Raw genomic sequence first — 26233 nt, forward strand, 5'->3', positions numbered from 1 at the left:
GTAGTTGATCGGATATTCCCTCGCTGTCAACACGCGTAAGGACGGCTGAGCGGCTTGCGGGCGGCAACTGAGTTTAATCAGCGGGTTGGCACCCGAACCGGGAGACCGAGAAGTCCCGGCGGATCTGACGACCCACCGGGACTCTTCGCGCTGGTGATTCGAACACGCGACCCCTTGGAGGTTCAGGCCCTATTTTGGTCCTTGCCGAATGTCTTCGAAAACTCGCGGATTCCCATGTGTTTACAGGGAACCGGGCGGTTCACTGCTTCCGATTGTACGCGGACAAATCCGGTCGGTCACGGTTGTTTTTGATGGGTAAATGATGGGCGTCCGAACGAACCAGTCGAGTGCAAGTTGGGGAGCCGCATCAACCTCGGTAGCTCCCCTCCCCCGCTGGCCCGACAAACACGGTTCGCTGCCGCCCAGCTTCCAAACGGCGAAGCCCAGGGCACCAAAACCTGCTGAGTCAGCGGAGGGGCGGGTGGATCTGCTCATCGCCCTGATCGTCTCCGCGACGACCGCGAGACTACTCGGAAATCCAGCGCGCTGAGTGTTACCAGAATCCAGAATGCGTGTGAGTCAGGCCGAAGGGCCGCACCCTTCCAGCAAGCGTCTGCGAGCAGCTCGATTGTCTGTCGCTTGCGGAGACAGGCACATCGGACGAAGAAGCGATGGGTTACGCCGAATCGGGGAACAGTCAGTTGCTACCGTGGCTTCATGTCTCACGAATCTGCCGCCACCGACGTTCCCGCACTACCTCCCCTTCGGTGGACCGGCGAGGACGGAGATGCCCACTTCGATCCCGACACGTCGAGGCTCACGCTCGTGTCTGCTTCGGGCGTTGACTGGACAAATGATGCGTTCGGTGCGGAGCATCAACATAACGCCACGGCCCTGGCTTTCGAAGCCCCCGATGAATTCACGTTCTCGGCCCGCGTCAGCGTGGTAGGTCAGCGCTCGACATTCGATGCGGGAGCACTCGCGATTTGGGCTGATCGCGACCATTGGGCGAAGCTCTGTTTTGAGTTCTCACCCCAAGCTCAAGCGATGGTGGTCAGCGTCGTGACCGCCGACGGTTTCTCCGACGACGCCAATTCATCGGTGGTGGAGGCGGATGCGGTGTACCTTCGCCTGACGCGCATTGGTTCGGGTTGGGCATTCCACGAGTCGCGTGATGGAGCCACATGGCATTTCGTTCGCCAATTCCGTATGACCTTCCCAGAACCACCTCTCGTAGGGTTCCTTGCACAAGCACCGATGGGTGCAGCGTGTACCGCAGTGTTCGATCGAATAGCTTTCGCCTTGACCGTCCCCCACGATCTGCGCGACGGCACCTGACCGCCGGTCCCAGAACTGCTCCCGCCCCAAGCAATCAAAGCCGGTTCGCCACTTCATCTCGACCGAGGTCGCCCGGGTGCTCCACCGGTTTCGTTGACGTTCTGTCCCTACAGATCGTCGATCTTCAGATCCGCATGGGCGGCAATCGGGAGAAGTGACATGCGGGTGCGGTACGTGCGAGTCTCGCCGGGTGCGAGCGTGATGAGTTCGCCGGTTTGACTTGCTTCCGCACGCCCGTCGTCTCGGGACGTCGACGGCTCGATTCCGAGGACGTTGACTCCAGGGCTGGGGTCCCGCCATGCCACGAGCAGCGGGAAGGTCTCCGCGGTCCATTCGATCGAGAACGCAACGCCCCGGTGAGGGGCCGTGACGGTCAGGGCCCCGGTCGGGCCGCTCCGCGCATAGGTAACGCTCTCGTCGACGACATGCTCCGCAACATCCAGTCGCATCGTGTCGAGCGGATCGGCAACCCCTCCCCCACGGAGCGCGAACGCTGCAGCGTCCGTCGACAGCGAGGATCCCGCGTCGATGAGCGGGTATCCGAGATTGATGTGGTGGCGATACATATGCCCGGCCTCGACGAATCCGTCGTTGGTGACAACGTCGTGCACTTCGATGACCGGGCGATCGCACCACGCGCGGATGATGCGGGTCAGTCGCAAGGTCGGCGCGCCCAGCGCTGCTTCGACCACGTCACCAGTGATTTCGACGAGTGGTCCTGAAACGTCGGCGCCGAACCGCCATGTCACATTTTCGGCGGGAGTGTGGCCGATGCGCCCGTGGAGGCCATACTCGATCCCGTCGACGGTGGAGGGCATTCCGGTGGAGGCGAGCCCACACGTGGTAATCAGTCCGCCACCGAAGGTGCGGGTCCAGTTAGCGCCGGCGGGCTCGTAGCGTGTTGAGGCGACCCGGCCGCGTTGAGTGCTCCACGCCAAGGGCATGTTCAAAGCATCGGCCCACCCGATGTCCATCGCACGGTCAAGAAGCACCTCGAACGAGACACCTCGGGGGTTCCGCACGATAAGAACAGGAGAGCCGGCACCCGGCCCATCGGTGAGTTCCGCGCGATCCACCCGAACGAGCTGGGTTGGGCTACCGACGCGTCGCCTGGCGTCCTCGCCCATGATCGGTGACGAGGAGCTGCGCATCAGCCGGCTCCTCGCACTTCGGCGGCCGACCGGCGCCGAGCACCGACCGCTACGGCGATAACGAGCACGGCGCCGGTGACGATGTACTGCCAGTAGGAGGAGACGCCCAGCATGTTCAGAGACTTGGACAGGACGGCGAACAACATGGCGCCGATAACGGTTCCGAAGACGGTTCCTCGCCCTCCCCGTAACGACGTGCCTCCAACAACGACAGCGGCGATGACGCCCATTTCGATGCCTGTGGCCATGTTTGCTTCGGCGGATGACAGCCTGCCAGCCATGAACACGCCGGCGAGGGCGAAGCAGGCGCCAGCGACCATGAATACGACCACCTTGCTTTGATTCACTCGCATACCGGCCAGTTCCGCAGCGCGCTGGTTTGATCCCATTGCGCGCAGCGTGCGACCGAACGATGTGCGGTACAGCAAAGAGTACGTCAGCACCGCGAGCACGATGAGTGTCAGGAACGGGTACGGCAGAAAGCCGATGGAGTCGGTCGTCAGCGCGCGAAAGTTCGACGACGTGACGGTGACAACTTTCCCCCCAGTCCAGATGAAGGAGGCGCCAAGGAACAGGTAGAGCGTGCCGAGCGTCGCGATGAACGGCGCAATCTTGACGTACGTGACCAGCAGCCCATTGACCAGGCCGAGGATCGCACCGATCACGACTGCGAGAAGTATCGCCATTCCGATGTTGGTATAAGGCAGGACCGTTCCAACGGCGATAGCGCTGACAGCGATGACGCCGGCGACCGAGAGGTCGAGCAGACCGGCAGTGATCAGCAGGACCATTCCGCATGCTGCAATTCCGACGAAGGCGGTTTCGAACAGGATGTTCTGAATGTTGCCCGCGCCGAAGAACGAAGGTTTGATCAGTCCGACGACGATGAATGCGACGGCGACAACGACGACGAGGTACTGGTGCGAGAGAAAACTGAGGATGGTTGAGGTCACCGACGACGTGGGCGCTGTCCGTGTGGTCTCAGGTTCGGTGATGGCTGATGTAGTGGTCACGCCACTCTCCCTTCAAAGACGCGACGAACGGCCGCTCGCTGCGCGCTGTCGACGCTGAGCGCGAAGACCAGGAGGACGCCGAGCGCGATGTACTGGTAGAACGAGGGGACGTTCAACAGGTTCAGACCGGCGTTGATCATCGCCAGCAACAGCGACGCCAGGAATGTGCCAACGATATTGCCTCGTCCGCCGGCCATGCTCGTACCACCGAGGACGACCACGGCGATCGCCTGCAGTTCGAGACCGGTGCTCAGCGAGCCGTTGACGCTGCCGAGTTGGCTGGCCAGGAGAACTCCGGCGAGACCAGCCGTGGCTCCGGCGGCGATGTAGGCGATGAGCTGGATGCGCTTGACGTTGATGCCGCTGTCGGTGGCAGATTCGGGGCTGCCCCCAACGGCGACGAGGTGTTTGCCGAACCGCATCTTCTCCAGAACGAACCAGAACCCGGCTCCGACGAGCACAGAGAGAATGAAGGGTACAGGAATACCGAACAGTGACGACGTCGCGATGGAACGAAACGCTGTGTCGGTGATCATGACGGGGGCGCCATCGGTGAAGAGCAGAGCCACCCCTCGGTAGATCCCCAAGGTGGCGAGGGTCGCGATAAAGGCGGGGACCCGGAACTTCGTCACGATCACGCCATTGAGCAGTCCGAGGACGATCGCCGCGGCGATGCCGGACAGAATGCCGGGCACAAGGCCCCACGCATTGACGGACACCGCAACCACACATGCCGCAACGGCCTGAGATGAGCCGACCGAGAGGTCGATACCGCGCAACGCGATCACCATAGTCATGCCGTAAGCCGTGATGGCGAGAATCGCGCCGTTGACGAGCATGTTCGTAATGTTTGAGGCGCTCAGAAAACTCGGCACGAGAACGATCCCGGCCAAGAGCACCAAGGCAAAGGGGACGATGATGCCAAGCTTCTGCAGTAGGCTCTGCCGCCGGGCCGCGCGGGCACCACGGCGAGCGGATTCCTCGCGCTCATGCTCAATCGACGCGACAGCGTCCAGTTGGGCCTTGGATGTGTCAAGCATGCGTTCCTCCAACGGCAACCTGTCCTACAGAAGCGCCGACGATGTTGTCCTCGGTGATGTCCGGTCCGGCGAGCTCTGCGGTCTGCCGCCCAGCAAGGTACACAAGGCACCGATCAGAGATTGCGGTGAGTTCGGGGGCATCTGAGCTCGACACGATCACAGCGACACCTTGTGCCGCCAGACGTCGAATCAGTTGGTAAATTTCCAGCTTGGCGCCGACGTCTACGCCGCGAGTGGGTTCGTTGAGCAGCAGGACCCGGCATCCGGATTGAAGTGCCCGGCCGAGCAGGACCTTCTGCTGGTTGCCTCCAGAGAGATTGCCGATGAGTTGGCCGCCGTGAGGTACCCGGATGCTCAATTCGCCGCGCAATCGCTCGAAAACCGCGCGTTCGCTGCGTCGAGACGGTACCAGCCGACGCCACCCGGACACCGACTTGGGGTCACGGGAAACCATCGTATTCTCAGTGACGTCGAGATGGGGAAGGATGCCTTCGCTCTTGCGGTCCTCGCTCAGCATGTAGATCCCGGCAGTGATGGCGGCGTGCACCGATCTCACCTGCACGGGGACACCATCGATGGAGATACGTCCAGCGAGCGCGGCACGGTCGCCGAAGAGAGCGCGCGTGAGCTCCCCCCGACCTGATCCAACAAGGCCGGCGAGGCCAACGATCTCACCCGCTCCCACTGAAAGAGAGAAGGGTTCGTCGAAACCTCCGACGCGCAGCCCGTCGACAACCAGGCGCGGATCCTTCCCGGTTGCCGCTGCGTCGACTGCTCGTTCAAACGTCTGCGGCTTACGGCCGAGCATGTGCTCTACGAGAGCCTGCTCATCGAGCGCACCGGTTTCGGAACGGTGCACCAGGGATCCGTCTCGAAGCACCGCCACCTCGTCGCAAAGGTCGAAGACCTCGTCGAGGTGATGCGAGACATACATGATCGCCTTGCCTTGGGCTGCCAACCGCCGCACGATCCCGTGCAGGCGGCCGATTTCGGCGCGGTTGAGCGCCGCGGTCGGCTCGTCCATGATCAGCACATCGAAGTCACGCGAGAGTGCTCTGGCGATCTCGACCATCTGCTGGTCGCCTGTCGTCAGAGAGCTCACGAGTCGGTCGGGGTTGAGATCCAGTCCGAGCGTCGAGAGCAGTTCTTGAACCCGCGCCCGAGTGTGCCCGGCGCGGACCACTCCTCCGCTCGTCAATTCGTGGCCGAGCATGATGTTATCTGCGATTGAGAGCTGGGGCACGAGCCGAAATTCCTGACTCACCACCGAGATCCCCGCCGCCTGCGACTCCGCGGAGTTGGCGAGCTGGAGGCTCTCTCCGCGGAGTAGCAGACGACCTTCGACGGGCTGTTCGATGCCCGCGAGAATCCTGATGAGAGTGCTCTTACCTGCCCCATTCTCGCCGACAAGGGCAAGTACGCGGCCCGCGTCCAGGGCAAGCGATACCCCCTTCAGGGCGCGCACACCGGGGTACTGCTGCACGATGTTCTCGACGGCGAGCATGGCAGGCATGAGCTGTCCTCTCTTCAGGATGGTGGATGTTAGCGGTTTTCGCGGCCAGCTGTGAAGTCAGCCACGGTCTCCTTCGTCACGACCGTGACTGGGAAGAACACCGTCTTGGTGTCGGCGTCTGAGAACTCAGGGTCCTTCCCATCCAGAAGTGCGAGCGCGGTCTTGACCGCAGCTTCGCCCTGGCCGTACGGGTCCTGTGCAATGGTGGCCGACATCAGTCCGTCCTCGATCAACGCGAGTGCGTCGTCGTTGCCGTCGAACCCAATGAGGGTGAAGCCGTCGGCGACTGATTTGCCCGCAGTCTCGAGCGCGCGCTGTGCACCAACCGCAGATGCGTCGTTCGCCGCATAGATGATATCGAGATCGGGGTTTGCCGAAAGCATGTCCTGCGCGGCGGCGTAGCCACCGTCAACGGTGTCTTCGCCGCTCAGGCTCGCGACGACCTCGAACCGGGTGTCCTCGGCCAGCGCGTCCTTGAAACCGGCGACCCGCTCCTCGCCGACGACCGAACCTGCGTGCAGCTCGATGACACCGACCTTCTTGGACTCGGTTGAGGTGCCGGCGAGGTCGATGAGGTACTGCGCCGCCTGCTCTCCACCGTTGTAGTTGTTCGACAGAACGTAGGCATCGTAGTCACCGGCGGTGCCGATGTCGCCGATGACGACAGGAATCTGGGCGTCGTGTGCCGCGTCAATCGTGGCCGGTAGAGCCGACGGCTGCACCGGGGTCACGATCAGCGCTGAGATGCCCTGGTTGATCAGGTCGAGACTCCCGGAGACCTGCTCCTGCTGAGAGCTTTTCTGGTCCGCGACGACGACGGTCGCACCGTTTTCTTCAGCCGCCGCCTTGACTCCAGCAGACCAGGCTTGCCAGTAGGGGTTCTGGAGGTCGTAGACCGAGTATCCGATGACAAGCGGGTCCTGCTTGACGAATTCGGTGGCTGCACCCCCTGCGGTTGCTTCGTCGGACCCCGAGGCGCACCCGGTGAATGCGATAAGCGGAACAGCTACGAGTGCGAGCAAGCTCAAACGTCGACGCATGATGTCTCCTTTGACTGTGTTTTTGTGGTGGTTGTGGTTGTGATTTGAGGAAATGGAACTAGCTGATGGCCGTCCGGAGGCGCCCGGTATTGGCGGCGTCCGAGACGAAGTCGTTATCGTGCACGCCGGCCCAGCTGGGGAGCGGGGCAAGGTTGTTCTCGGCGGCTTCGGTGGGCTCGTGGCTGTAGGTCGAGACCTCTCGCACGACCAGAGGAACGTCCGAGTCGGGCGGGCAGCGGAAAGCGTGAAGGTGCTTGCGATGCATGACGAACTTTGGGTCACCAGCGCGCAGTCGCACGTAGCTGGTCAGTTGCTCATAGGACTTCTCGCGTCCCTTGGGCAGGGCGACACCCTCCGGCCATGCCTCACCCTCTGGCATCCCCGAGAACGTCAGCACTTCGACACCCGGCTCCACGGACGGGGTCGGGCTGTAGAAGACCTCCATCTCGCCGAGGACGACCTCGTAGCTTTCGGTCTTCCGAGCGTGATGATGCGGCGGGCAGAACTTGCCCGGGTGCACGATCATCAGTTTGTCGCACAGTCCCGAGTAGTCCGCGTAGGGTGCCGCGCCAGCGGGCAACCCGTCGACGGCAGGCTCATTCAGCGATTCGAAGATGATCATCGCTTCATAGGGTTCCCGCGACCAGAGGCCGTTCTCGAATGCGTCGTACTGGTCGGCACCGAAGACAATGCCAGCAGAGTCGTTGACCATGTCGCTGGTGATCGGGTAGCGAACCGCCGTGCCGAGGGCAGCGGCCTCCCGCACCCATTCGTCGTACTCGCGACGTGTAATTGACGTCCTTGTCATGAAAACCTCCGGTGCAGTCCGAGCACCGCCCATCTCGACGGTGAACCGGTTCATTTTTGAACCGGTTCGATCTTCCGACATCCATGGCCCGTTGTCAACCTCAGGACCTGCGCTTCATTAACGCAAACGAGCGGGCCCCGTCGACTGGCGCACGATGAGCGCGGGAGTGAGGAGCTCTCGCTCACCACCGTCACGGGTCGCGCCGCTCAAGAGCATCTGCCCGGCGATCACTCCAACCTCGAAGGAAGGTTGCCGAACGGTCGTCAAGGGTGGGCGCAATGCCTCGACGAATTCGACATCGTCGTATCCGACCAACGACACATCTTCTGGCACCCTCAGTCCACGACGCTGCAGCGAAAGCAGAGCACCAAGGGCAACGAGGTCATTGGCGCACACGATCGCCGTCGGCTCACATCTACCCCACAGTTCGTCTGTCGCGGTAATCCCCATTGCCGCAGTCAGATCCGACACCTCAACCTCGATGAGCACGTCACTGGCTTCCAGGCCAGCCGTTTGGATCCCGGACAGAACACCCTCGCGCCTCTCGACACACCAAGGAACATTGCGAGGACCATTGATGAAAGCGATCGAGCGATGTCCGAGCTCCAGGAGGTGAGTGATCGCCTGGCGAGCTCCCTCCACGTTGTCGAGGCTGATGCTGCTTCCGGCGTCTGGCGCATCACCATTCTCGAGCGCCACCACCCCCAGGCGTCGGTCTGCGAACTGCTCCCAACTTCGCAGTTTGTCGATCGGGGCAACGAGTAATCCGTCGACGCCCTGCTGGGCGAGAGCTCGAAGTAGACGTTCCTGTCGAGCGGGATCCTGGTGGGTCGACCCGACGACGAGGGTGAGGTCGTGCTCCTCGAGCACGGACTCCACCCCACGTAGCACATCCGCCCAATAAGGATTCCCGACATCAGGCAGAACCACGCCGACGAGGCCACTCTTCCGGCTACGCAGCTGACCGGCAGCACGCGAGCCGACAAAGCCGAGTTCGCGCATCGCCTTTTCCACACGCGCGCGAGTGCGCGGCCTCACGCTATCCGGTGTGTTGATCACGTTCGAGACCGTTCCCAGAGAGACCTGGGCCCTCTTCGCAACATCGCGAACGCCGACGGCTCGGCGGACATCGGCACCCTTGCTTGGGTCGCTTCGATCGGATGTGACAGCCGGAACCATCTTCCTCCATCCGCTATAGCATCAGACGATTGTGGCAATCTAACCGGCAAGCCAGACCGAGGCCCGGCGCGACTGTCGAAAGAGAGACTGGGACTATTCTAGCGAATCCTGAACCGGTTCACAGTCCTGCAGCGTTGATTCCTCGACCTCTCATGCGATAGGACGTTTGCTATCATCCCAATCGTCATCACCGTCACGATACAGCGGGGCCACTTCTCGAGCACCATTTCCAACTCGCCGCCTAAGCCCACCGCTTACGCCAAGAGCCTCAGCCCAACCAAATCGCCGCTTTGGGAAATCGCCCAGGAGTAAGTCCAGGAGAGATCACGTTCCCGAGGAAATCGCTCACGAGGTGCACATGTGACCGGAGCTCGCGGGCCTAATAGATCTGATGCTTGCGACTCCACCGGTGACTGTATTCCTTGGCAAAATCAATCATGCCCAAGTCCGGCCTCGTATCCCGCTTTTGCACTCCAGTCGGCCGTCGTCACGGGCGGCGGGGGCGTCGTCCGCTCTCGGAGAGTTCCATGCACCAGCCAAATTGCCGCGCGTCCGACGCCATCCATCCGGGGCGGGCCGGAGATGTGCCAGACGGTGCGACCCCTTGGACGTGCAGAGCGATTCTGGACGACACCGGATGTCTCGGAGATTCGCCGCTTCCCCTGTGCTTACAGGGAACCGGGCGGTTCGCTGCCTCCGTGTACCTAGACACGATCGGTCGGTCACGATTGATTGTGATGGGTTAATGATGGGTATCCCGACAATTTGAACCAGGAACAAATGAGAGTGTTTTTCGCCGTCTCGTCCACCCGCGATCGGAGCATGATCCTGCGGATTTCCGCGGTTCTCATTGACACAGCCAATGCGCTGGTACGGAAGAGTACGGGTTATTGCTGGTGGCCGAGAGACGTTTCCGGTGCACTGCAGGTCCGGATCGACGATCAGGATGCCGGTGAAACTCGCTACGCCGATGGCACCCCTTACTCGCGGAATGCCACCGATTGCCCGTTTCATAGGCGAATAAAAGTGTGCGCCTCATTCCACCTGAGAGTGCTCGCGCACGGGATCCTGGCTCCGCTTGCGGAGAGCACGAAGGATACTCGGTCCAGTGCAGAGAAGCATGCATAGTATGAGGACAACGACCGCCATCGGGCTGGTGAACACCACTCCGAGGTTGCCGTCGCCTACAGCAGATGTCTGCACGAGCGCCTTCTCCAGCAGTGGGCCGAGCACAAGCCCCAGCACGAGCGGTGCCAGCGGAAGGTCGATCTCCTTCAAAATCCAGCCGATGATGCCGAAGACCACAACAATCCAAATGCTGAACGTGTTGTTCGACACGGCATATGCGCCGATGATGCTCGTCAACAGGATGATTGGGTACAAGTACCCGTAGGGCACACGAAGCATCTGCGCGAACACCGGAGCAAGGGGGAGGTTGAGCAGGAGCAGCACGACATTGCCGATGAAGAACGAGACGAGTAGTCCCCAAACGAGCGCAGGCTGGGTCTCAAACAGCAGCGGGCCCGGCTGGAGTCCGTACATGGTGAACGCGCCGAGGAGCACGGCGGTCGTGGCACCTCCGGGAATTCCGAGCGAGAGTGTCGGGATGAAGTTCGCGTTGGCGGCAGCATTGTTGGCCGACTCAGGTGATGCGACGCCCTCAATAGCTCCGCGGCCGAACTGGTCTCGATTTCGTGAGACGCGCCGCTCGATCCCGTAGGCCATGAAGGAAGCGAGGGTGGAGCCGGCCCCCGGGAGGATGCCGAGCATGAAGCCGATCCCGCTCCCTCGCAAGATCGATGGGATGCTTTTGCTCACGTCGCGCCGCGAGATGACCATGTCGCGGAAACCTGCGCGGATGGGTGCAGCAGCTCCAACACGGATTTGGTGAAGCACCTCCCCCAGGGCGAACAGACCAATTGTCACCTCGACGAAGGGAATACCGCCGAGGAGCTCCACGGCACCGAACGTGAATCGTGCCTCGCCAAATCCAGTCGAGACACCAACGGTGGCTAGAAGAAGGCCGAGGGCGGCCATCATCGCGCCGCGAACCAGCTTTCCGCCCTGGAACGTTACGACGATGACAAGTCCGAGAGTCATGATCGCGAGATTCTCGACCGGTCCGAACTGCACGGCGAGCTGGGCGAGAGGCGGTGCTACCGCCATCAACAGCACAAGCGAAAGGATAGCTGCGACGAACGAACCAATCGCCGCGATCGCCAAGGCTGCACCAGCCCTGCCCTTCCGCGCCATCTGATAGCCGTCCAGAGTCGTTACGACGCTGGCGGCCTCGCCCGGTGTAGCGATCAGCACGCTGGTGATCGTTCCACCATACTGGGCGCCGTAATATATGCCAGCCAGCATGATGAGGGCGGTCACGGGTTCAAAGGCGAAGGTGAGTGGCAGGAGAACTGCCACGCCCGTCGTCGATCCGAGTCCTGGGAGAAGGCCGATAACGGTACCGACGACAACCCCGACGAGGCACCACAGCAGATTCTCCGGTGTCAGCGCGGTCTGGAAACCGAGTATCAAGTTGTCGATCATGAGAGCAGGCCTCCGAGAATGCCGCCAGGCAGCGGGATACTGAGCAGTACGGCGAAGATGAGGTACAGCGCGGCGAGCGTCACAGCCGTGATCACGAGAGACAGCACGACGCTGCGGTGCTCCACAGCAATAGCGGCGAACGCCATGAGCAGGCCGAGGCTGGCCAACAGGCCGAGCAACGGGATGAGGGCGACGCAGAGGACGAGTGCCACGATGATCTTCGCCAGCTGTCGGTTCCGGGCGCGCTGGTCACGGCCGAATATGTCGATGTCTGACACGACCTGGAGCTGATCCGTCGTGTCGGGCCTGCCGTCGATGAGCTGCTCGAACAGCAGGTCGTCGACGGCGCGGGCGCCGGGCACATGGCGTGCCTGATGGACGAGATCGATCAAAGCCAGCACAAGCATCGCACCGCCTGCGACGAACGGCATGAATCCAGCTGCGATATGTCCGGATGAATCCAGCACACCAAGTTCGATGGCGCCGAGCACGGCACCCGCTCCAAGAAGAGCAAGTGCCGCGACGACGGTGAGGTTTGCGGGCCGCGCGGTCACGGAGATCACCCGAGGGCGGCTTCGACGTCGGCACGTGTCTCGTCGAGGAATGCGACGAACTCATCCCCATAGACGGCATTAGGCTGCATCATGTTGCTCTCGATGTAGTCGGTGTACTGCTCGCTGTCGGCAAATGCTTCGGCTGCCTCGATCCAGTACTTTCGCGCGTCTTCGGAGATACCTCCCGGGGCTATGAAGCCGCGGAACTGCGCGAACGCAACATCGATTCCCTGCTCAGCTGCGGTCGGAATTGCGGCGAGTTCCTCGTACGCATAGCGCTCCTCGGTGAATGCGCAGAGCGCCCGAAGATCGCCCGACTCGAGCTGCCCGACCACCTCGGACGGATTGAGCGGGGCGACATCTACGTGACCGCCGAGCAGGGCTGCGACGACCTCACCGCCCGATTCGTAGGGGACCCGTGCAAATTCGACGTCTTGGTCCTGCTCGATGAGCGAGACCGTGATCTCGTCGATGCCGGTAGCTCCGGTCACCGCAGTCACGACTCTCTCCGCCTTCGCGGCGGTAACGACGTCGGCACACGTCTCGAACTCCGACGACGCAGCTGTCATGAGTAGCGCGTAATCGCCGCCGAGATTCATGATCGGGGTGAAGGAGTCGGACCGGAAGGAGACATCCTGTGCGAGGGGCAGCGAGACCAGCGCCAGCTCGGAGGCGAGAAGCACGTCCTCGCGACCCTCCATACCGAGCAAAGCGGAGTAGCCGACTGCGCCGGCGCCTCCCTCGCGGTTCTCCACCGTGACGGTGAGGCCTGTTACGCCCTCCAGCCCGGACGCGACCGCGCGCCCGGACACGTCTGATCCTCCTCCAGCGGCGAACGGGACAATCATCGTCGCCCGTGTCGGGGCGGCGAACTCCTCCGCGGATGATCCGGTTGACGAGCAGCCTGCGAGCAGCACCGCGGCTGCGGCCACTGCTCCGATTGCGAGGTGGTTGGTTCTCGACTTCATTGTCATGCCTTCCTGTTGTGATGTGGTGTTTGCGTCACGACGAACGTGTGGACGCTACTGGGTCAGGCCCGACTCGCCTCCTGGTGAGCCGAAACGGTGCCGACTCGTGAGTTAGGTTCCGGAATATTGAGGGGGCCGTCGCTGCAGGAACGCCGTGACTCCCTCGTGGAAGTCGCCCGAGCCGTAGACTTCGTCGAAAACGTCGTCCGAGACGATAGTGGCGAGAGAAGCATCGATGCGACGCTCGAATTCCTTGAACGAGCGCAGACTGGCGGGGGCCGCAGTGGCGATCTTGGCGAGAATGTCTGCCAGCCGCATCTCAAGCCCCGCAGGATCGAGGACTGCATTCACGAAGCCAGCGGCTAACGCCTCGTCCGCTGTCAGCAGGCGGCCGGTGATCAGCACCTCGCTCGTTAGGCGGCGCCCGAGGTGCCACCAGAGACGCGCGATCGACGTTGGAGCGATCGAGTTCCCGATGGTATAGGCGATCGGCGAGCCGAATCGCGCTCCAGGTGTACACAACACTAGGTCGCTCAGGGCAGCAATCACGAAGCCTCCGCCGACGCAGGGGCCGTCGACGACCGAAATCACAGGCACCTGAACGTGACGGATCGCGCTCAGGACCTGGGAGATGCGCGCTTCGTATGCAACGCCGTCTTCCCCCGAGGCGAAGCCCGCAAAATGGGAGATGTCGGTGCCGCCGGCGAAGGCGCCGTCCGCTCCACGAAGCACGAGGGCGCGCACCGACGAATCTTCGTTGACGGCGATGCATTCGCGTTCTACAACGTCATACATGTCCAAACTGATAGCGTTCCGCCGTCCAGGATTGGAAAGGGTGATCGTGACCACCTCGCCGTCTCGCTCTACGATGACCTCGCCGGTCATACCACTCCCCCGCTCGCCTGCTGGGGGGCTCGTTCTCCCAGCACCTCGTTTTGATGCTCGCCGAGCAACGGAGGGTGACGCCGGGTTACGGCGGGAGTCTCCGAGAACTTCACAGCGAAGCCAAGAGTCTTCACCTCACCCTCGACAGGATGAGGGATTGACTGGGTGAGCTTTCGCGCCCGAGTGTGCGGATCGTCGAGAACCTCGCCGTAGCTGCGGATCGGTCCGGCAGGCACGCCGCCGTCAAGCAGCTTTGCAACCCATGCCTCAGTATCGTCGTTTGCGAGCACGCTCTCGATCAGCTCGGCAAGTTCGGCCTTGTTCCGCATCCGGTCAGGATTGCTCGCGAAACGTGCGTCGTCTTCGAGGTCCGGCCTTTCGAGTGCCGCGCAGAGGAATCCCCAGAGGCGCTGATTGTTCGCGCCGATAGTGATCCAACCGTCCCGAGTGCGGAATGCCTGGTATGGGGCGGACATCCGGTGCGATGATCCAGTCGCCTGAGGCACCTGTCCACTCGCCCAGTACTCGGTCGCTTCCCAAACAGTGAAGGAGAGTGCTGCGTCGTAAAGCGACGTTTCGAGCCGCTGCCCCTCGCCCGTCCTCTGCTTGTGCACATATGCTGCGAGAATTCCGTACACGCAGAACAGCCCCGACCCGAGGTCGGCGACGGGTACGCCGGCCTTCACCGGTGGCCCGTCGGGCATGCCGGTGATGCTCATCAGCCCCGTCATTCCCTGGGCGATGAGGTCGTAGCCCGGGCGTTGTGCGTATGGACCATCCTGACCGAAACCCGAGATGCTCGCGTAGATGATGCCCGGGTTGATGGCTCGGAGCGTCTCATAGTCCACACCGAGTCGCTCCGTCACACCTGGCCTGTAGTTTTCTACCACGACATCGGCATCGGCGACCAGCTTCAGGAAGTCGGCCTTGCCCTCCTCGCTGCGCAGATCGAGCACGATGCTGCGCTTGTTGCGATTGAGCGCGAAGAACGCTGGCCCGTCTGACCCTCCTCCGGAGCGACCCCATGAGTGCCTTGTCTGATCGCCCGCCGGCGGTTCGATCTTGACGACGTCGGCGCCGAGGTCGGCGAGCAGCATCGTGCAGAACGGTCCCGCCATGACCTGCGTGAGATCAAGGACGCGGATGCCTTCGAGTGCGCGGTTGTTCATGCCGTGATTCCTTTCATTGGTCATCGGGTGTGTTGGTTCTCACCAGTCGGTGGCGACATACTTCGTCTCGACGTATTCGAGTAATCCCTCGTGGGATCCCTCGCGTCCGATACCACTCTGCTTGACGCCACCGAACGGTGCCGCCGGGTCCGAAACGAGTCCCCGATTGAGCGCGATCATGCCTGCCTGCAACCGTGCGCTGAGGCGTAGCCCCCGAGCGAGGTCTCTGGTGTAAAGGTAGGCAACGAGACCGAACTCGGTGGCGTTCGCCGCTTTCACAGCTTCCTCTTCCTCTTCGAATCGAACGATCGCAGCGACCGGACCGAAAACCTCCTCGTGGAGGATTCGCGACTCGGACGGCACGTCGACAAGCACCGTGGGCGGAAAGAACGACCCCGGTCCGGCTGGCACGCGGGCGGAGGTGATCACTCTTGCTCCTCGTGCGAGTGCGTCGTCGACCAGCTCCTGGACCTTGGCGACGGCCGCATCATTTATCAGAGGACCACAAGCCACACTTTCGTCTGCGGCATCCCCTACGCTGACGGCGTCGAATCGCGCTGCGAACGCTTCGGCGAATCGGTCGTGCACAGAGCTGTGCACGTAAAATCGGTTTGCCGCGGTGCACGCCTGACCCCCATTGCGGAGCTTCGCAACCATGGCTCCGTCAAGCGCGGCGTCGAGGTCGGCATCTTTGAGAACCAGGAACGGCGCGTTACCGCCGAGTTCCATGGCGCTGCGCATGATGGACTCCGAGGCCTGTCGCTGCAGGACGCGCCCTACCGGAGTAGAACCGGTGAATGAGATCATGCGAACTGCCGGCTCACGCATAAGCGCACCGACGACATCGCTCGCCGACGTGGTGGTGACGACCCTGAGCACACCATCGGGCAGGCCGGCCTCTTCCAGGATGTCTGCGATCGCGAGTGCGGTCAGCGGTGTCTCGGCGGCCGGCTTGAGAATGGCGGAGCAGCCGGCGGCGATCGCCGGAGCGATCTTCCGTGTCGCCATCGCGGCTGGGAAATTCCACGGGGTCACGAGCAGGCAGACGCCGATCGGCTCGTGGGAGACGAGAACCTTATTCGTGCCGGTTGGGTTCTCAAAAAGCTCACCGCGTAGGCGAACAGCTTCTTCGGCGTACCAGCGGAAGTACTCGGCGGCGTACGAGACCTCGCCGAGCGCATCGAGGTGCGACTTCCCATTCTCGAGCGAGATGAGTCGCGCTAAGTCGGCACGGCGCTCGATCATTAGGTTATGCGCCGTCATCAGGACGTCGCTACGTTGGCGTGGGGAGAAGGCTGACCAAGCCAGCCCGGCGGACTCCACTTCACGGAGCATGACGAGGGCGGAGTCGGTTCCGTGATCTGCAACCTTGGCGACAACCTCACCGGTTGCGGGATTCTCGACGTTGAATGTCAAAGCGTCCGGGTCAGGTTCGGCCAAGGAGACCGGAAGGGCGATCGTGGAGGTCATGCGTTGTCCTGTCCTTCTGAGGCGGTGTATCCCGAGTGAGCTGAGGTGAGAATCCTGAGGGCGCCGTCGAGCGTCAGCGGAACCGGGTTGTTCTCGCTGAGACGCACCGCCGCGAGCCCCTGCCCGGCCGCCCAATTCAAGCGATCGAGGGGGAAGCCGATCTCAGCGAGCGAGGCGGGAATTCCGATTCGCGCGAGGTAGCCGGCGACCAGGTGCGGTGCGGACGCGGCGCACGCCTCCTGCGATCCCTCGGCGCCGAATACGCGGGCGATAGCAGCCATTTCAGCCGGACGTGCGGGAGCGTTGTAGGTCATGACTGCTGGAAGGAGAACACCTACGCCGATCCCGTGTGGCGTGTGCGTCACGGCCCCGACAGGATATTGCAGTGCGTGTGCGGCGGCAGTCCCCGCGGTACCGAAGGCGAGGCCTCCGAGCAGCGCCCCGTACATGACCGCGGCCCGGGCCTCCACGTCCTGTGGATGGGTGAGCGCTCGCTCGAGTCCGTCAACGATGCTGCGGATCCCTGTTATAGCGAGCTCGTCAGTGAGGGCGCTCTTGCCGACGAAGACTCGCTCGCCGGCGAGCCCTCCCGTGGAGGCGCGACGGACTGCCGTGTACGACTCTATGCAGTGCGAGAGGGCATCGACTCCAGACGCGAGTGTCACCACAGGGGGGCAGCTGAGCGTGAGTTCGGGATCGCAGATCGCCACAGTAGGGATGAGATAGGGGCTTGAGATCCCCACCTTCGACTCCTTATCGGGATCCGTAAGCACAGCTACAGGCGTAACCTCCGAACCGGTGCCAGCCGTCGTGGGTACGGCAATCACGGGTAGCCCAGGACCTGGCACTTTGAATTCGCCGTAGTACCGTTGAATCGGTCCTCCGTGCGCCATGAGTACGGCGACAACCTTGGCGAGGTCGATCGAGCTGCCACCACCGATGGCGATTATCATCTCTGCGTCCGCACGCCGCGCTGCTTCCACCGCGGCGTCAAGTGTGTGTGTGGGGAGTTCGGGCAGTATCTCGGAGTAGACATGCGTTGCGATACCAACGTCCTCCAGTCCGGCAAGAGCAGCCGTGAACTCGGGCGAGGAGGTGAGGAACGGATCCGCGAATACGATGGCGCGAGATCCGTAGCGAGCGGCCACCCACGGAAGAGCGAGGCGTTGTCCGGCTCCGAAGAGAACCTCGTGCGGCGCTCGTAGAATCGCGAGGAAATCAGAAGCGGGCGGGAGGTCGGTATCCGCCGTAGCTGTAACGGTCGTCGGCATTTTGAGTCCTTTAGTCGAAATCCGATACGATCGGATCTTGTTGGTACCATATGGGAAATGTTCTCGTCATGTCAACAACTCGAGCAAAGCGCTCCGAAGGTCTCTACCATCGGATCTGAGAACGGTAATGTGAGTGAGGAAGAGCCAATGGTTGATGCAGTGCAATCCCGCTCTGAGGGGCGACCTGGGATGTCGCGTTCCCCGGTTGCCGAGCAGGTGTATGGCGAGGTGCTCTCGCGAATCCTCTCCGGCGAACTTCAGGCGGAGGAGCGCATCACGATCGACGCGCTCGGTCGCGACCTCGGCGTCTCGCAGACTCCCATTCGTGAAGCTCTTCATCGCCTCGACGCAGACGGGCTCGTCGTTCATGCGCACCTGTCCGGATATCGAGTCGCTCCGCGCTTGACCCGTGAGCAGTTCGAGGCGCTCGTCGAGATTCGCCTTTTACTCGAGCCCGCCGCAGCACGGTACGCGGCGTCCGGATCAGACGAGAAAGGTCGGCGCGCCCTGCAGCAGGCGGCCGCGTGCATCACGCCAGATTTGATCGATACTTCCGATCACCATGCGTATGCGCGGTTCTCCCAACTCGACGCCGCGCTCCACAACTCGATCGCCGCACAGAGCGGGAACTCGTTCATCGAGGACGCCGTGTCGCGACTGCACACGCACGCTCGACTGTTTCGACTTTCCGATCGTGCGGACATCACGATTCGTGCCATAGATGAGCACAGCGCAATTGTTGCAGCCATCACTGAACGAGCGCCCGATCGTGCCGCGGAGGCGATGCGCGAACATCTCGAACGGTCCGCTGAGCGGTTTCGCACGGCATTCCGATCATGACGGGCGCCTACAGACGCTAGGTCCGACAGCTTGGGTTCTTCGGGAGGACCTCGTGCCGCACCTCCGGAGAACGAAACGGCGCTGGAGGCTTCAGAGAGGGAAAAGGATGGGTTTCGATGGATAGGTCAAATCTCTGACCAAAAAGTTTTGAGCCCTGCGTATTCCGGGACATTGTGGTCGCGCTGACAGGATTTGAACCTGCGAACCCCTTGTTAGGTTATTTCCTAAACTCGGGTTTTACCGAAAATCTCCCAAAACTGGCGGATTCCCTTGTGTTTACAGGGAACCGGGCGGTTCACTGCCTCCAATTGTACTCGGTTACTTCGGGTCAGATGAAATTGAATCTGATGACTAAATGATGACCGCTTGAACCCCTTTTGGCTGCACTCCGGGCCCGTCTAAAGATCCTCCCCATGCGCGCCGCGTGTAATCGAGCATGGCCGTGCTGGCACTCGATCTGCGGTCTGGTTGGATCACGACGGAGCTACAAACGGGTAGTGATTTGGGGCTTCGATGAGAACGGCACCGGCAATCGTTTGAGGACGGTCCGACGAACGCGAGGCGCGCATCGAAGGAGAGCAACGAGATGGGACCACTCCGGTACTCGATCAACGTCACACTCGAACGGCTGCGGCGAGCCCGAAGCAGGACTCCCTCCGGACGAGGACTCGATGCGCCACTGGACCACTCAGATGGAGCGAGCCGATGACCTGCTATCCGGCCGGGTGACCTACGAGACGATGGAGGGGCACCATTCTGAACGTCAGATTCGCGTCTCGCGCTGAGGGCCCGCAACCGAATTGCAGTCGCTGGTCGGGCAGTCATCAAATATGTACTTGGAGCCATTGAGGGCGCGGTGCCACCTACCGTGCCTCGATGACGCCCATCATGCCGTTGTCTTCGTGGTCGAGAATGTGGCAGTGGTAGACGGAGCGCCCCCTGAAGCCGTCGAACACAATCCGCACCCGGACCTGACCGCGGGCTGGCACGTTTACGACATCCTGCCAGACGGCAGCGGCCGAGCCGCTATTGTCGCCAACAAGCTGCATCGGCCAGACATGCAGGTGCATTGGGTGATCCATCGGGCTTGTGTTTCTCAGGGTCCATTCCTCGGTGCTGCCCGCTGCAACAGTGACGTCTACGCGCTTTCTGTCGAATCTTTGGCCATTGATGGTGAAGCTCATCATCCCGTTGGGGCCCATCATTCCGCCCATGTCCATCGCGAAGGTGAGTTCCCGCCTGGCTGTGACGACCGAGCCGCGAAGGTCGCGGGGCATCAGTTGGACCGGGACTTCGGCAGCTGCAGGCACCGTCTCGCCCGCAACGGCCAACGTCGCCAGCTGGGCTCGGCCAGCCGCGGTTCCAGACCGTGGCCGTCCATTTCCGCCCATCATCCCCCCGGCGCTGCCCCTGTCGTAAGACTGCGTTTCGAGTATCGCCGTGCCAACGGCCATTGTGACCAAGACATCCGCCCGGTTACCGGGCGTGAGCACGATCTCCTCCACGGTCCTAGGCTTAGCGAACCGGCCCGAGTCGATTCCCAGGAGCTGCATTCGCTGCCCGCCGAGTTGAAGTCGCAGGTAACGGGAAACACACGCGTTGACAATCCGCCACCGTTCACGCTCACCCGGTCGAGCGTTCAGTGTCGGATTTACCTGCCCGTTGACGAGCACGATTTCACCCTCCCGACCCAGCATCTGCTCCATCGGAGAAACGGCGGCAATGCTCCCTCGCCCGTCCAGGGTGATGTCCGAGATCACGAGCACCCGTTCCCGGGCGGCGTCTATCGATTTTGGATCTTCGACAATGATCGCCCCATACAAGCCGCCGAATATCTGATCGGCGACAGCGCCGTGGTGGTGCGGGTGATACCAGTACACGCCCGGCGGATGATCCGCCGGCAGTTGGTACTCGTAGTCGAAGGCATCTCCCGGCTCCACCATAACGAAGGGATTGTCGCCGTTGTCTTGGGGCGAGACGTGCAGGCCGTGCACATGAAGGTTGGTTGGGTCAACAAGATCATTGTTCAGGGATAGTGCCAGCCGGTCCCCCGCTTTCAGCCGGAGAGTGGGCCCCGGAATCCCGCCGTTATAGCTCAGGACGCTGGCACTGCGCCCGCCAATCTGCGCCGTGCCTCGGGCAGCGTCAAGGCGAAGCTGCAGCCGACCGTCAGCGCTACGAAGTTCGAACGGCTCCCGGAGTTGTTCTCCCGCTCGCGTTTGGGTGTCGATTCCTGACGTCGAAGTCCACAGCAGGCCAGCGGCACCAACCGTGGTGCCGGCCAGGCCCAACCCACCCAGGGTCAGAGCGGTCCGGCGACTGATCGGTTCCACTAGGGGTCCTCGCTGAGCACACGGATTTGTTCCCGATATTGCTCGGCCGTCAACTCGCCTGTGGCGTATCGCTCGTCGAGGATCTGACGAGCCTGACTCGGTCCAAGTACCGACCTCGCTGGGCGGGGACCTCCGCTCCGACCGCTACCTCCGGCGAACACCCTCACAGCCAGCCAAACAAGCAGCACAATCCCCGCAAGCAGCAGCGACCCGAACAGCCACAACAGGCCCATGTCCCAGCCGGATCCCCACATCATGGCGAACTCCTCCACTCGCTGACCGGTTGATCTCCCTAGACCCCATGATACCCCCGGAGGGTATACGAGGACAGAATATGAGGACCGAAATCTGCTGTCAGATCACGACGTTCTGCAGGGATCCTAATCGGAACCGCACGACGTTGGCGGAGTCACAAGGAAACGCCGCGGGCTCGTAGATACGGTGTCAGGTTGGTGAAGGACCCACTGATGCGAATCTTCAGGTCCAGGTGGCAGCCGGAGACGACCACCGTGGCTCCGACGTTGGCCACAGCGGTTCCCGCGCCGATCGAGTCGCCGACGGACACACGAAAAGATCCGCTTTGAAGGTGCCCGTAGATGGATTCGACGCCGTCATGGAAACCGTTGGAACATCCACCTCCGTTGCAGATGATTCGTCGCGGACCGTATGGCGATGAAATCGGTCCGGAGACCGGTCGCTGCCACTCCCCTACGACGCCGGTGAAGATATCGGTCCGTGCCGAATCATTGTCGGTGCCGAATTCCGGCCCACTGAATTTTTTCTGCGCGGCGGCCTCTACTGCCTCGGCCTGAGCCGCGGCAGCAGCAGCGGCAGCAGCAGCTCTGGCTGCCGCCGCGGCCGCGAGCTCCTCAACGGTGGTCGCCGAGTAGCCGTCTCGCATGAACTCATTTTTGAGAGCAGCGGAGTTGACTGTGAAGCTTTGAACTTCGCCGCTGAGCAGGACGTTGACGTGCGTCGGCGCCTGCTCGCCGGGGGCCGCGAACGCGGGAAGGGCGAGCGTTCCAAAAATCGCGGGGACGACCGCCCACGGTCATCGCCACTCGAACACGCTTGTACCGCTGCTCGAGACGGCGGCCCGGCTGGTCGTGGCACCCGCTTCGGGATCGGACGCGAGGCGCGAACTGGAGGAGCTTGCGGCTGTAGAGCCGCCGCAGCTCGCCTGCTGCGACGGGTGGGGAACTCGCTGGTTCCTGGTTGGGGAGAGATGATCTCGTCGTCCATTGTGTCCTTGAAGTCATCGCCGGGTGGCGGGAAGAAGAGAGGGTGGGGTCGCAGGGGCATACAACCCCACCCAGTGGAGAGCGGCAGCTAGAGGCGGCTCTCCGTTGGACGCGCGAACGCGCCCAAGTCGCGCGGGCTAGAGGGACCCGAGGAGGTTTCGCATGACGTTGATCTCCTCGGACTGTGTCAAGACAATCGCTCCGGCCATCTCGATGGCGTCAGCGTTCACGCCGTCGTTGATCTCGGTCTCAGCCATCTCGACTGCACCTTCGTGGTGGACGATCATCTGCTCGAGGAAGAGTTGGCTGGCTTCGGCACCGGACGCACCGTCCAGTGCCATCATGTCGTCATTGGACATCATGCCGCCCGCGCCATGGTCCATGCCGGCCATGTTGTCGTCGGCACCCCAGGCATCGAGCCACTCGTTCAGCTGCTCAATCTCTGGCTGTTGGGCATCTTTGACCTGGGTAGCGAGGCTCACGACCTGTGCGTCGATGCCGTCTTTGGCGAGAAGCATGTCGCTCATCTCCACGGCCTGTTCGTGATGAGGAACCATCATCTGGGCAAAGACCACATCGGCGTCGTTGAAGCCCGATACGGCGTCAGAACTCGGCGCTGGTGCTGGCTCTTGCTCTGGCGAATCATCGTTTCCAGCGGTGGAGCAGGCGCTAAGTGTGATGGCAAGGGCGAAAGTCGCGGCCGCCAACGCATATCTACGGGGAGGATTCATCGATCTATTCCATTCAAAGTCGAGGACACTGTGAGCCAGGCCAACAAGAAAGCTGGCGGCTGCAGAGATGAAACAGTGTGCGGCTTAGGTGCGACTAATGGAAAGAACAGTCAAAGAGGGCAGGTAGGAATGCTGTCGGCCAGCAGCGATGGCATGAACTGACCATTGCAGCCCGCCGACTAGCAAACGTTTAATGTCGGGATGCCTGGCCAGGACCTTGAGGGCAGTGAGAACCAGAAGGAGAACGGTCATCATTGCTATCAACGCATTATCAAGGGCGCATCGTTGATCACACGACACATCCTGAGCGATGGCTCCAGACTGGGAGGTGATGCTTTGAGCGGTGAAGGCTGTCTGATGGGCGGCTTCATCGTCCGCATGAGAGTGCGTTTTCGACGACGCGATAGTCTCCATTCCATGCGCACCGCTCACGGCGTGCAAGGCGAGAAACCCGATAAGCACCGAACCGACCAGGAAAGCGACCATCAAAAGACGACCGACAGCGGACAGACGATCGAGCGGAACATGGCTCATCGCGATACTCCGCACCTCGCTCTCGCTTTCTCCTCGTCGTGAGTTGGACCCTCGGACCCCCCCCAGGGTACCCACTTAGAGAAGATAGCGTCTGAATGGTTCATGCGGAAAGCTTTAGGCGCGAACTTGGCTGCCGGGTTTCCGTCTCGCTGGCTCGTCATCCCGTGCGACGACTCCCTCCCTACTGGCTGACTCGCGCGATCGGAAATCGCTACCGACAACCGCCCGGATTGAGGAACAAGGACTGCCCAATCCGGCTTTAACCACGAGGTGCGGCCTGCTGCAACGACATGTAAACCGACCACTGCTCGAACTCCAAGTTGGCATCAATCCAAGTTGGCATCAGTAGGAGAGGGCTCGAGCGATGGCGCCGGTTCCCGCTACTGTGCCGGACGGTGTGACGCTCGCTCTCCCGGGAGCTCAAGCAGAGGGTCGCGGGAACCCTCACCACCCCAATTTACAAAGCGACGTAAGCCCACTGATGCCGCCATTGTCGACATAAGCAGGCGATTTAGGGAGACAGGTGGAATTCCACCCATAACGGATAGTGGTCCGAGATCCGCCAGGACGCCTCCGAACGGTCAGGCCGCCCAGCAGATGGGGGCAGAAAGTCGAAAGATCCAGCACGTATTCGGTAGGTCAGGGAGCGGAGTAGGGACTTCCCGTCCGGATCGGAGAACCAGGCGATCTGGTCATAGAAGTGCTTTGACCTGTCGTTATCGAACACCGTCCGCGGGACGTCGTTCAGTTCGGTGGGAGGCCATAGCCCCGTCGACACAAACGCCTCGAACAACGGATCGCCGATCCGGTCGAGGTTGAAATCACCAAGCACGAGCAGGTTGTCGTTCCAGTCGCGGGGGCGGTCAGCCAGCGACGCATCCACGCTGCGAACGCCGTGACCTCCGGCAGCCGCGCCCGTGGGTTGCTCCCCCAGATGACGTGCACTGTGGTCAGAGTGAACTCTGCTTATTCGCAAACAAAGCTCGCCGCGTAGGGGGTCCGCGCGAATTGCTCCGTTGGCCCATCCGCCGTCGCCGGCAGGATAATTTCGCCCACCAGCCCTGAGGGCTGCACTCGAGTCGAGTCATACAGATACGTCAAGCGTTCCCCGTTCCCAGGACCGCCCTTAGTAACGTCGGGAATGATCACCCGCCACTCCTCTCCGAGTAGGTCAAGCAGGAAACGTAACGCCGCCGTATTTGCGGCGTACCTCCTGGACGGCAACCACGTCGAATCGAGCGACGACTTCGGCGATGCAAGCCACGGCGTACCAGTCCCGCTTGGGCGAGTCATCTGGTTCGGACTGCCACTTACTCGTTAGATCACCAAACGCGCGAAGATTCCATGTCCCGATCAGAAGGTTGGAGGAGTTTTTCGGGGGTATCACGGCGGACAGCGCCGCGTGGAGACCTTCGAGATTCTCCTCGACATCGAGCGGAACGGTCGTCGTCATGCTCCAGGGAACCACGCCGCCACCCGGAACGGAACTACCACCGAGAAGGAAGCGTCAGGCGATGCCTAACGCGCGAGAAGTCCCGGTGGATCTAGAGTTCCACCGGGACTTGATTCGCGGTCGGGCTGACGTGATTCGAACACGCGACCCGTTGGAGGTTATTTCCTAAACTCTGGTTTTCCCGAAAATCTCTGAAAACTGGCGGATTCCCTTGTATTTACAGGGAACCGGGCGGTTCACTGCCTCCAATTGTACTCGGTCGATTCGGGTCAAATGAAGTTGAATGTGATGACTAAATGATGACCATTTGAACCACTTTTGGCGTGTACACCGAGCCCTTAAAACGATTCTGCCCATGCCCGCCGCACGTCATCGAGCACCGCTGTGCTGGCGCGCTCGATTTGCGGCCTGGTTCGCATTACGAGAGAAGCACAAACGGGGAGCGATTTTGGGGCGTCGATGAGAAACGGCACCGGCAATCATTTGAGAACGGTCTGACGACCGCGACGCGCATCGAGGGAGAGCAACGTGACGAGACCGCTCCGGACTCGATCGACGTCACACTCGAACAGCTGTTTCAGTTTGCACGGCTCTAGGCGGTCGGCCTTAGTTGCCGCCGTAGTACGGATGCGTGATCGACTCGCGCCCGTCGACCAATGCCTGGGTTTCCTCGCTTGAGCGACCCAGAATCGCTTCACGCAGAGCACGTGCAGCGGCCTCGCGGGCAGCGAGGCGTACGGCGGTCTCATCGGTCGCCGCTGTGTCGACCCACAGTGAGACGAACACAATGCTCTCTTGATCGGCCTGGATCAGCCCCTCTGCCACAACGTCGAGAACCGCTTGGGAGATTCCAACGGGGCACGCCCCGAAGATCATGGTCTCGTGGGCGCCCTCAACTGCGGGCGACTTGCTCAGGATGATGGTGGGCGGATTCAACGTCTCGTATGACGGCTGATCTGCGCCCAAACTCGCCAGCACGGGAGTGAACCCGGGGCTCGGGGACGTAAAGGCTGTTGTGATTGCAGCGGCGGTGGGCGTGCCGCGGCGTGCCACCAGCACGTTCACGTGCACGCCGTTGGGCGCCAGCCCGCCCCAGCCCTGCGCAAAACGGCCGTCAATGTCTCGGTTGTGCGGACTCATCGTGTTCTCCTTATGGAT

The 26233-nt window shown here is 61.9% G+C and carries 24 protein-coding genes; 2 read left to right on the plus strand and 22 right to left on the minus strand.

The window, feature by feature from the left end; all coding sequences use genetic code 11:
• The first annotated feature begins 717 nt into the window (after positions 1 to 717).
• Entirely contained in the window at positions 718 to 1338 is a 621-nt protein-coding gene (locus tag BM197_RS07115; RefSeq protein ID WP_090710076.1) for a DUF1349 domain-containing protein, read from the plus strand.
• A 107-nt stretch (positions 1339 to 1445) separates the two neighbouring features.
• Here the strand turns inward: BM197_RS07115 and BM197_RS07120 are convergent, their stop codons facing one another.
• The 14 genes from BM197_RS07120 to BM197_RS07185 all read right to left on the minus strand — a co-directional run bounded on the left by BM197_RS07120 (position 1446) and on the right by BM197_RS07185 (position 17943).
• On the minus strand, positions 1446 to 2489 hold the full coding sequence (locus BM197_RS07120; RefSeq protein ID WP_090710078.1) for a DUF4432 family protein: 1044 nt from the start codon (positions 2487 to 2489) through the stop codon (positions 1446 to 1448).
• The gene (locus BM197_RS07125) at positions 2489 to 3502 is read right to left on the minus strand and encodes an ABC transporter permease (protein WP_090710080.1); all 1014 of its coding nucleotides are present in this window, start codon (positions 3500 to 3502) and stop codon (positions 2489 to 2491) included. Before BM197_RS07125 ends, BM197_RS07120 begins: the two co-directional genes overlap by 1 nt.
• Positions 3499 to 4542: an ABC transporter permease gene (locus BM197_RS07130; RefSeq protein ID WP_090710082.1), complete on the minus strand. Its 1044-nt coding sequence runs from the start codon at positions 4540 to 4542 to the stop codon at positions 3499 to 3501. Before BM197_RS07130 ends, BM197_RS07125 begins: the two co-directional genes overlap by 4 nt.
• A complete protein-coding gene (locus BM197_RS07135; protein ID WP_090710083.1) occupies positions 4535 to 6055 on the minus strand; it encodes a sugar ABC transporter ATP-binding protein in 1521 nt (506 codons plus the stop codon). The genes BM197_RS07130 and BM197_RS07135 overlap by 8 nt, the downstream gene beginning before the upstream one ends.
• A 29-nt stretch (positions 6056 to 6084) precedes the next feature.
• Entirely contained in the window at positions 6085 to 7095 is a 1011-nt protein-coding gene (locus tag BM197_RS07140) for a substrate-binding domain-containing protein (protein WP_090710085.1), read from the minus strand.
• Positions 7096 to 7153: 58 nt separating this feature from the next.
• Positions 7154 to 7903 (minus strand): cupin domain-containing protein, encoded by a 750-nt coding sequence (locus BM197_RS07145; protein WP_143095023.1) that lies wholly within the window; start codon positions 7901 to 7903, stop codon positions 7154 to 7156.
• Between the two features lie 117 nt (positions 7904 to 8020).
• Positions 8021 to 9082 (minus strand): LacI family DNA-binding transcriptional regulator, encoded by a 1062-nt coding sequence (locus BM197_RS07150; RefSeq protein WP_090710088.1) that lies wholly within the window; start codon positions 9080 to 9082, stop codon positions 8021 to 8023.
• Positions 9083 to 10117: 1035 nt separating this feature from the next.
• Positions 10118 to 11626 (minus strand): tripartite tricarboxylate transporter permease, encoded by a 1509-nt coding sequence (locus BM197_RS07155; protein ID WP_090710089.1) that lies wholly within the window; start codon positions 11624 to 11626, stop codon positions 10118 to 10120.
• Positions 11623 to 12180, minus strand: coding sequence for a tripartite tricarboxylate transporter TctB family protein (locus tag BM197_RS07160; RefSeq protein ID WP_177216757.1), 558 nt, complete (start codon positions 12178 to 12180; stop codon positions 11623 to 11625). The genes BM197_RS07155 and BM197_RS07160 overlap by 4 nt, the downstream gene beginning before the upstream one ends.
• Positions 12181 to 12185: 5 nt before the next feature.
• Positions 12186 to 13148 (minus strand): tripartite tricarboxylate transporter substrate binding protein, encoded by a 963-nt coding sequence (locus BM197_RS07165; RefSeq protein ID WP_090710093.1) that lies wholly within the window; start codon positions 13146 to 13148, stop codon positions 12186 to 12188.
• 111 nt (positions 13149 to 13259) lie between these two features.
• Positions 13260 to 14033: an enoyl-CoA hydratase-related protein gene (locus BM197_RS07170; protein WP_090710095.1), complete on the minus strand. Its 774-nt coding sequence runs from the start codon at positions 14031 to 14033 to the stop codon at positions 13260 to 13262.
• The gene (locus tag BM197_RS07175; protein ID WP_090710097.1) at positions 14030 to 15202 is read right to left on the minus strand and encodes a CaiB/BaiF CoA transferase family protein; all 1173 of its coding nucleotides are present in this window, start codon (positions 15200 to 15202) and stop codon (positions 14030 to 14032) included. Before BM197_RS07175 ends, BM197_RS07170 begins: the two co-directional genes overlap by 4 nt.
• A gap of 39 nt (positions 15203 to 15241) precedes the next feature.
• Positions 15242 to 16672 carry an NAD-dependent succinate-semialdehyde dehydrogenase gene (locus BM197_RS07180; protein ID WP_090710099.1) on the minus strand — a complete coding sequence of 477 codons (1431 nt, stop codon included), beginning with the start codon at positions 16670 to 16672 and terminating at the stop codon, positions 15242 to 15244.
• Entirely contained in the window at positions 16669 to 17943 is a 1275-nt protein-coding gene (locus BM197_RS07185; protein WP_090710100.1) for an iron-containing alcohol dehydrogenase, read from the minus strand. The genes BM197_RS07180 and BM197_RS07185 overlap by 4 nt, the downstream gene beginning before the upstream one ends.
• A 189-nt stretch (positions 17944 to 18132) precedes the next feature.
• On the opposite strand from BM197_RS07185, the gene BM197_RS07190 reads away from it, so the two are divergent.
• The gene (locus BM197_RS07190; protein ID WP_177216758.1) at positions 18133 to 18783 is read left to right on the plus strand and encodes a GntR family transcriptional regulator; all 651 of its coding nucleotides are present in this window, start codon (positions 18133 to 18135) and stop codon (positions 18781 to 18783) included.
• Between the two features lie 863 nt (positions 18784 to 19646).
• Here the strand turns inward: BM197_RS07190 and BM197_RS07200 are convergent.
• The 8 genes from BM197_RS07200 to BM197_RS07230 all read right to left on the minus strand — a co-directional run bounded on the left by BM197_RS07200 (position 19647) and on the right by BM197_RS07230 (position 26215).
• A complete protein-coding gene (locus BM197_RS07200; protein ID WP_090710104.1) occupies positions 19647 to 21116 on the minus strand; it encodes a multicopper oxidase family protein in 1470 nt (489 codons plus the stop codon).
• On the minus strand, positions 21116 to 21373 hold the full coding sequence (locus BM197_RS07205) for an SHOCT domain-containing protein (protein ID WP_090710105.1): 258 nt from the start codon (positions 21371 to 21373) through the stop codon (positions 21116 to 21118). Before BM197_RS07205 ends, BM197_RS07200 begins: the two co-directional genes overlap by 1 nt.
• Positions 21374 to 21525: 152 nt before the next feature.
• Entirely contained in the window at positions 21526 to 22017 is a 492-nt protein-coding gene (locus tag BM197_RS07210; RefSeq protein WP_090710107.1) for a M23 family metallopeptidase, read from the minus strand.
• 477 nt (positions 22018 to 22494) lie between these two features.
• Positions 22495 to 23088: a DUF305 domain-containing protein gene (locus BM197_RS07215; protein ID WP_090710109.1), complete on the minus strand. Its 594-nt coding sequence runs from the start codon at positions 23086 to 23088 to the stop codon at positions 22495 to 22497.
• 84 nt (positions 23089 to 23172) lie between these two features.
• Positions 23173 to 23622 (minus strand): hypothetical protein, encoded by a 450-nt coding sequence (locus BM197_RS07220; RefSeq protein WP_143095024.1) that lies wholly within the window; start codon positions 23620 to 23622, stop codon positions 23173 to 23175.
• Positions 23623 to 24133: 511 nt separating this feature from the next.
• On the minus strand, positions 24134 to 24505 hold the full coding sequence (locus BM197_RS16600; RefSeq protein WP_245762437.1) for an exonuclease/endonuclease/phosphatase family protein: 372 nt from the start codon (positions 24503 to 24505) through the stop codon (positions 24134 to 24136).
• Positions 24506 to 24793: 288 nt separating this feature from the next.
• On the minus strand, positions 24794 to 25075 hold the full coding sequence (locus tag BM197_RS16605; RefSeq protein ID WP_245762438.1) for a hypothetical protein: 282 nt from the start codon (positions 25073 to 25075) through the stop codon (positions 24794 to 24796).
• 606 nt (positions 25076 to 25681) lie between these two features.
• Complete coding sequence (locus tag BM197_RS07230; protein WP_090710112.1) at positions 25682 to 26215, minus strand: formaldehyde-activating enzyme; 534 nt, start codon at positions 26213 to 26215, stop codon at positions 25682 to 25684.
• Positions 26216 to 26233: the final 18 nt, after the last annotated feature.

It is taken from the genome of Mycetocola miduiensis, assembly GCF_900115155.1.
Classification (GTDB): Bacteria; Actinomycetota; Actinomycetes; order Actinomycetales; family Microbacteriaceae; genus Mycetocola_A; species Mycetocola_A miduiensis.

Excerpts from the sequence above, each read along its gene's own strand:
- BM197_RS07120 (WP_090710078.1), bottom strand. The coding sequence starts at position 2,489 with ATGCGCAGCTCCTCGTCACCGATCATGGGCGAGGACGCCAGGCGACGC.
- BM197_RS07210 (WP_090710107.1), bottom strand. The coding sequence starts at position 22,017 with ATGCGAGACGGCTACTCGGCGACCACCGTTGAGGAGCTCGCGGCCGCG.
- BM197_RS07190 (WP_177216758.1), top strand. The coding sequence starts at position 18,133 with ATGTCGCGTTCCCCGGTTGCCGAGCAGGTGTATGGCGAGGTGCTCTCG.
- BM197_RS07180 (WP_090710099.1), bottom strand. The coding sequence starts at position 16,672 with ATGACCTCCACGATCGCCCTTCCGGTCTCCTTGGCCGAACCTGACCCG.
- BM197_RS07165 (WP_090710093.1), bottom strand. The coding sequence starts at position 13,148 with ATGAAGTCGAGAACCAACCACCTCGCAATCGGAGCAGTGGCCGCAGCC.
- BM197_RS07170 (WP_090710095.1), bottom strand. The coding sequence starts at position 14,033 with ATGACCGGCGAGGTCATCGTAGAGCGAGACGGCGAGGTGGTCACGATC.
- BM197_RS07155 (WP_090710089.1), bottom strand. The coding sequence starts at position 11,626 with ATGATCGACAACTTGATACTCGGTTTCCAGACCGCGCTGACACCGGAG.
- BM197_RS07145 (WP_143095023.1), bottom strand. The coding sequence starts at position 7,903 with ATGACAAGGACGTCAATTACACGTCGCGAGTACGACGAATGGGTGCGG.
- BM197_RS07150 (WP_090710088.1), bottom strand. The coding sequence starts at position 9,082 with ATGGTTCCGGCTGTCACATCCGATCGAAGCGACCCAAGCAAGGGTGCC.
- BM197_RS07130 (WP_090710082.1), bottom strand. The coding sequence starts at position 4,542 with ATGCTTGACACATCCAAGGCCCAACTGGACGCTGTCGCGTCGATTGAG.
- BM197_RS07220 (WP_143095024.1), bottom strand. The coding sequence starts at position 23,622 with ATGAGCCATGTTCCGCTCGATCGTCTGTCCGCTGTCGGTCGTCTTTTG.
- BM197_RS07205 (WP_090710105.1), bottom strand. The coding sequence starts at position 21,373 with ATGATGTGGGGATCCGGCTGGGACATGGGCCTGTTGTGGCTGTTCGGG.
- BM197_RS16605 (WP_245762438.1), bottom strand. The coding sequence starts at position 25,075 with ATGACGACGACCGTTCCGCTCGATGTCGAGGAGAATCTCGAAGGTCTC.
- BM197_RS07115 (WP_090710076.1), top strand. The coding sequence starts at position 718 with ATGTCTCACGAATCTGCCGCCACCGACGTTCCCGCACTACCTCCCCTT.
- BM197_RS07215 (WP_090710109.1), bottom strand. The coding sequence starts at position 23,088 with ATGAATCCTCCCCGTAGATATGCGTTGGCGGCCGCGACTTTCGCCCTT.
- BM197_RS07140 (WP_090710085.1), bottom strand. The coding sequence starts at position 7,095 with ATGCGTCGACGTTTGAGCTTGCTCGCACTCGTAGCTGTTCCGCTTATC.
- BM197_RS07175 (WP_090710097.1), bottom strand. The coding sequence starts at position 15,202 with ATGAACAACCGCGCACTCGAAGGCATCCGCGTCCTTGATCTCACGCAG.
- BM197_RS07230 (WP_090710112.1), bottom strand. The coding sequence starts at position 26,215 with ATGAGTCCGCACAACCGAGACATTGACGGCCGTTTTGCGCAGGGCTGG.
- BM197_RS07135 (WP_090710083.1), bottom strand. The coding sequence starts at position 6,055 with ATGCCTGCCATGCTCGCCGTCGAGAACATCGTGCAGCAGTACCCCGGT.
- BM197_RS07185 (WP_090710100.1), bottom strand. The coding sequence starts at position 17,943 with ATGCCGACGACCGTTACAGCTACGGCGGATACCGACCTCCCGCCCGCT.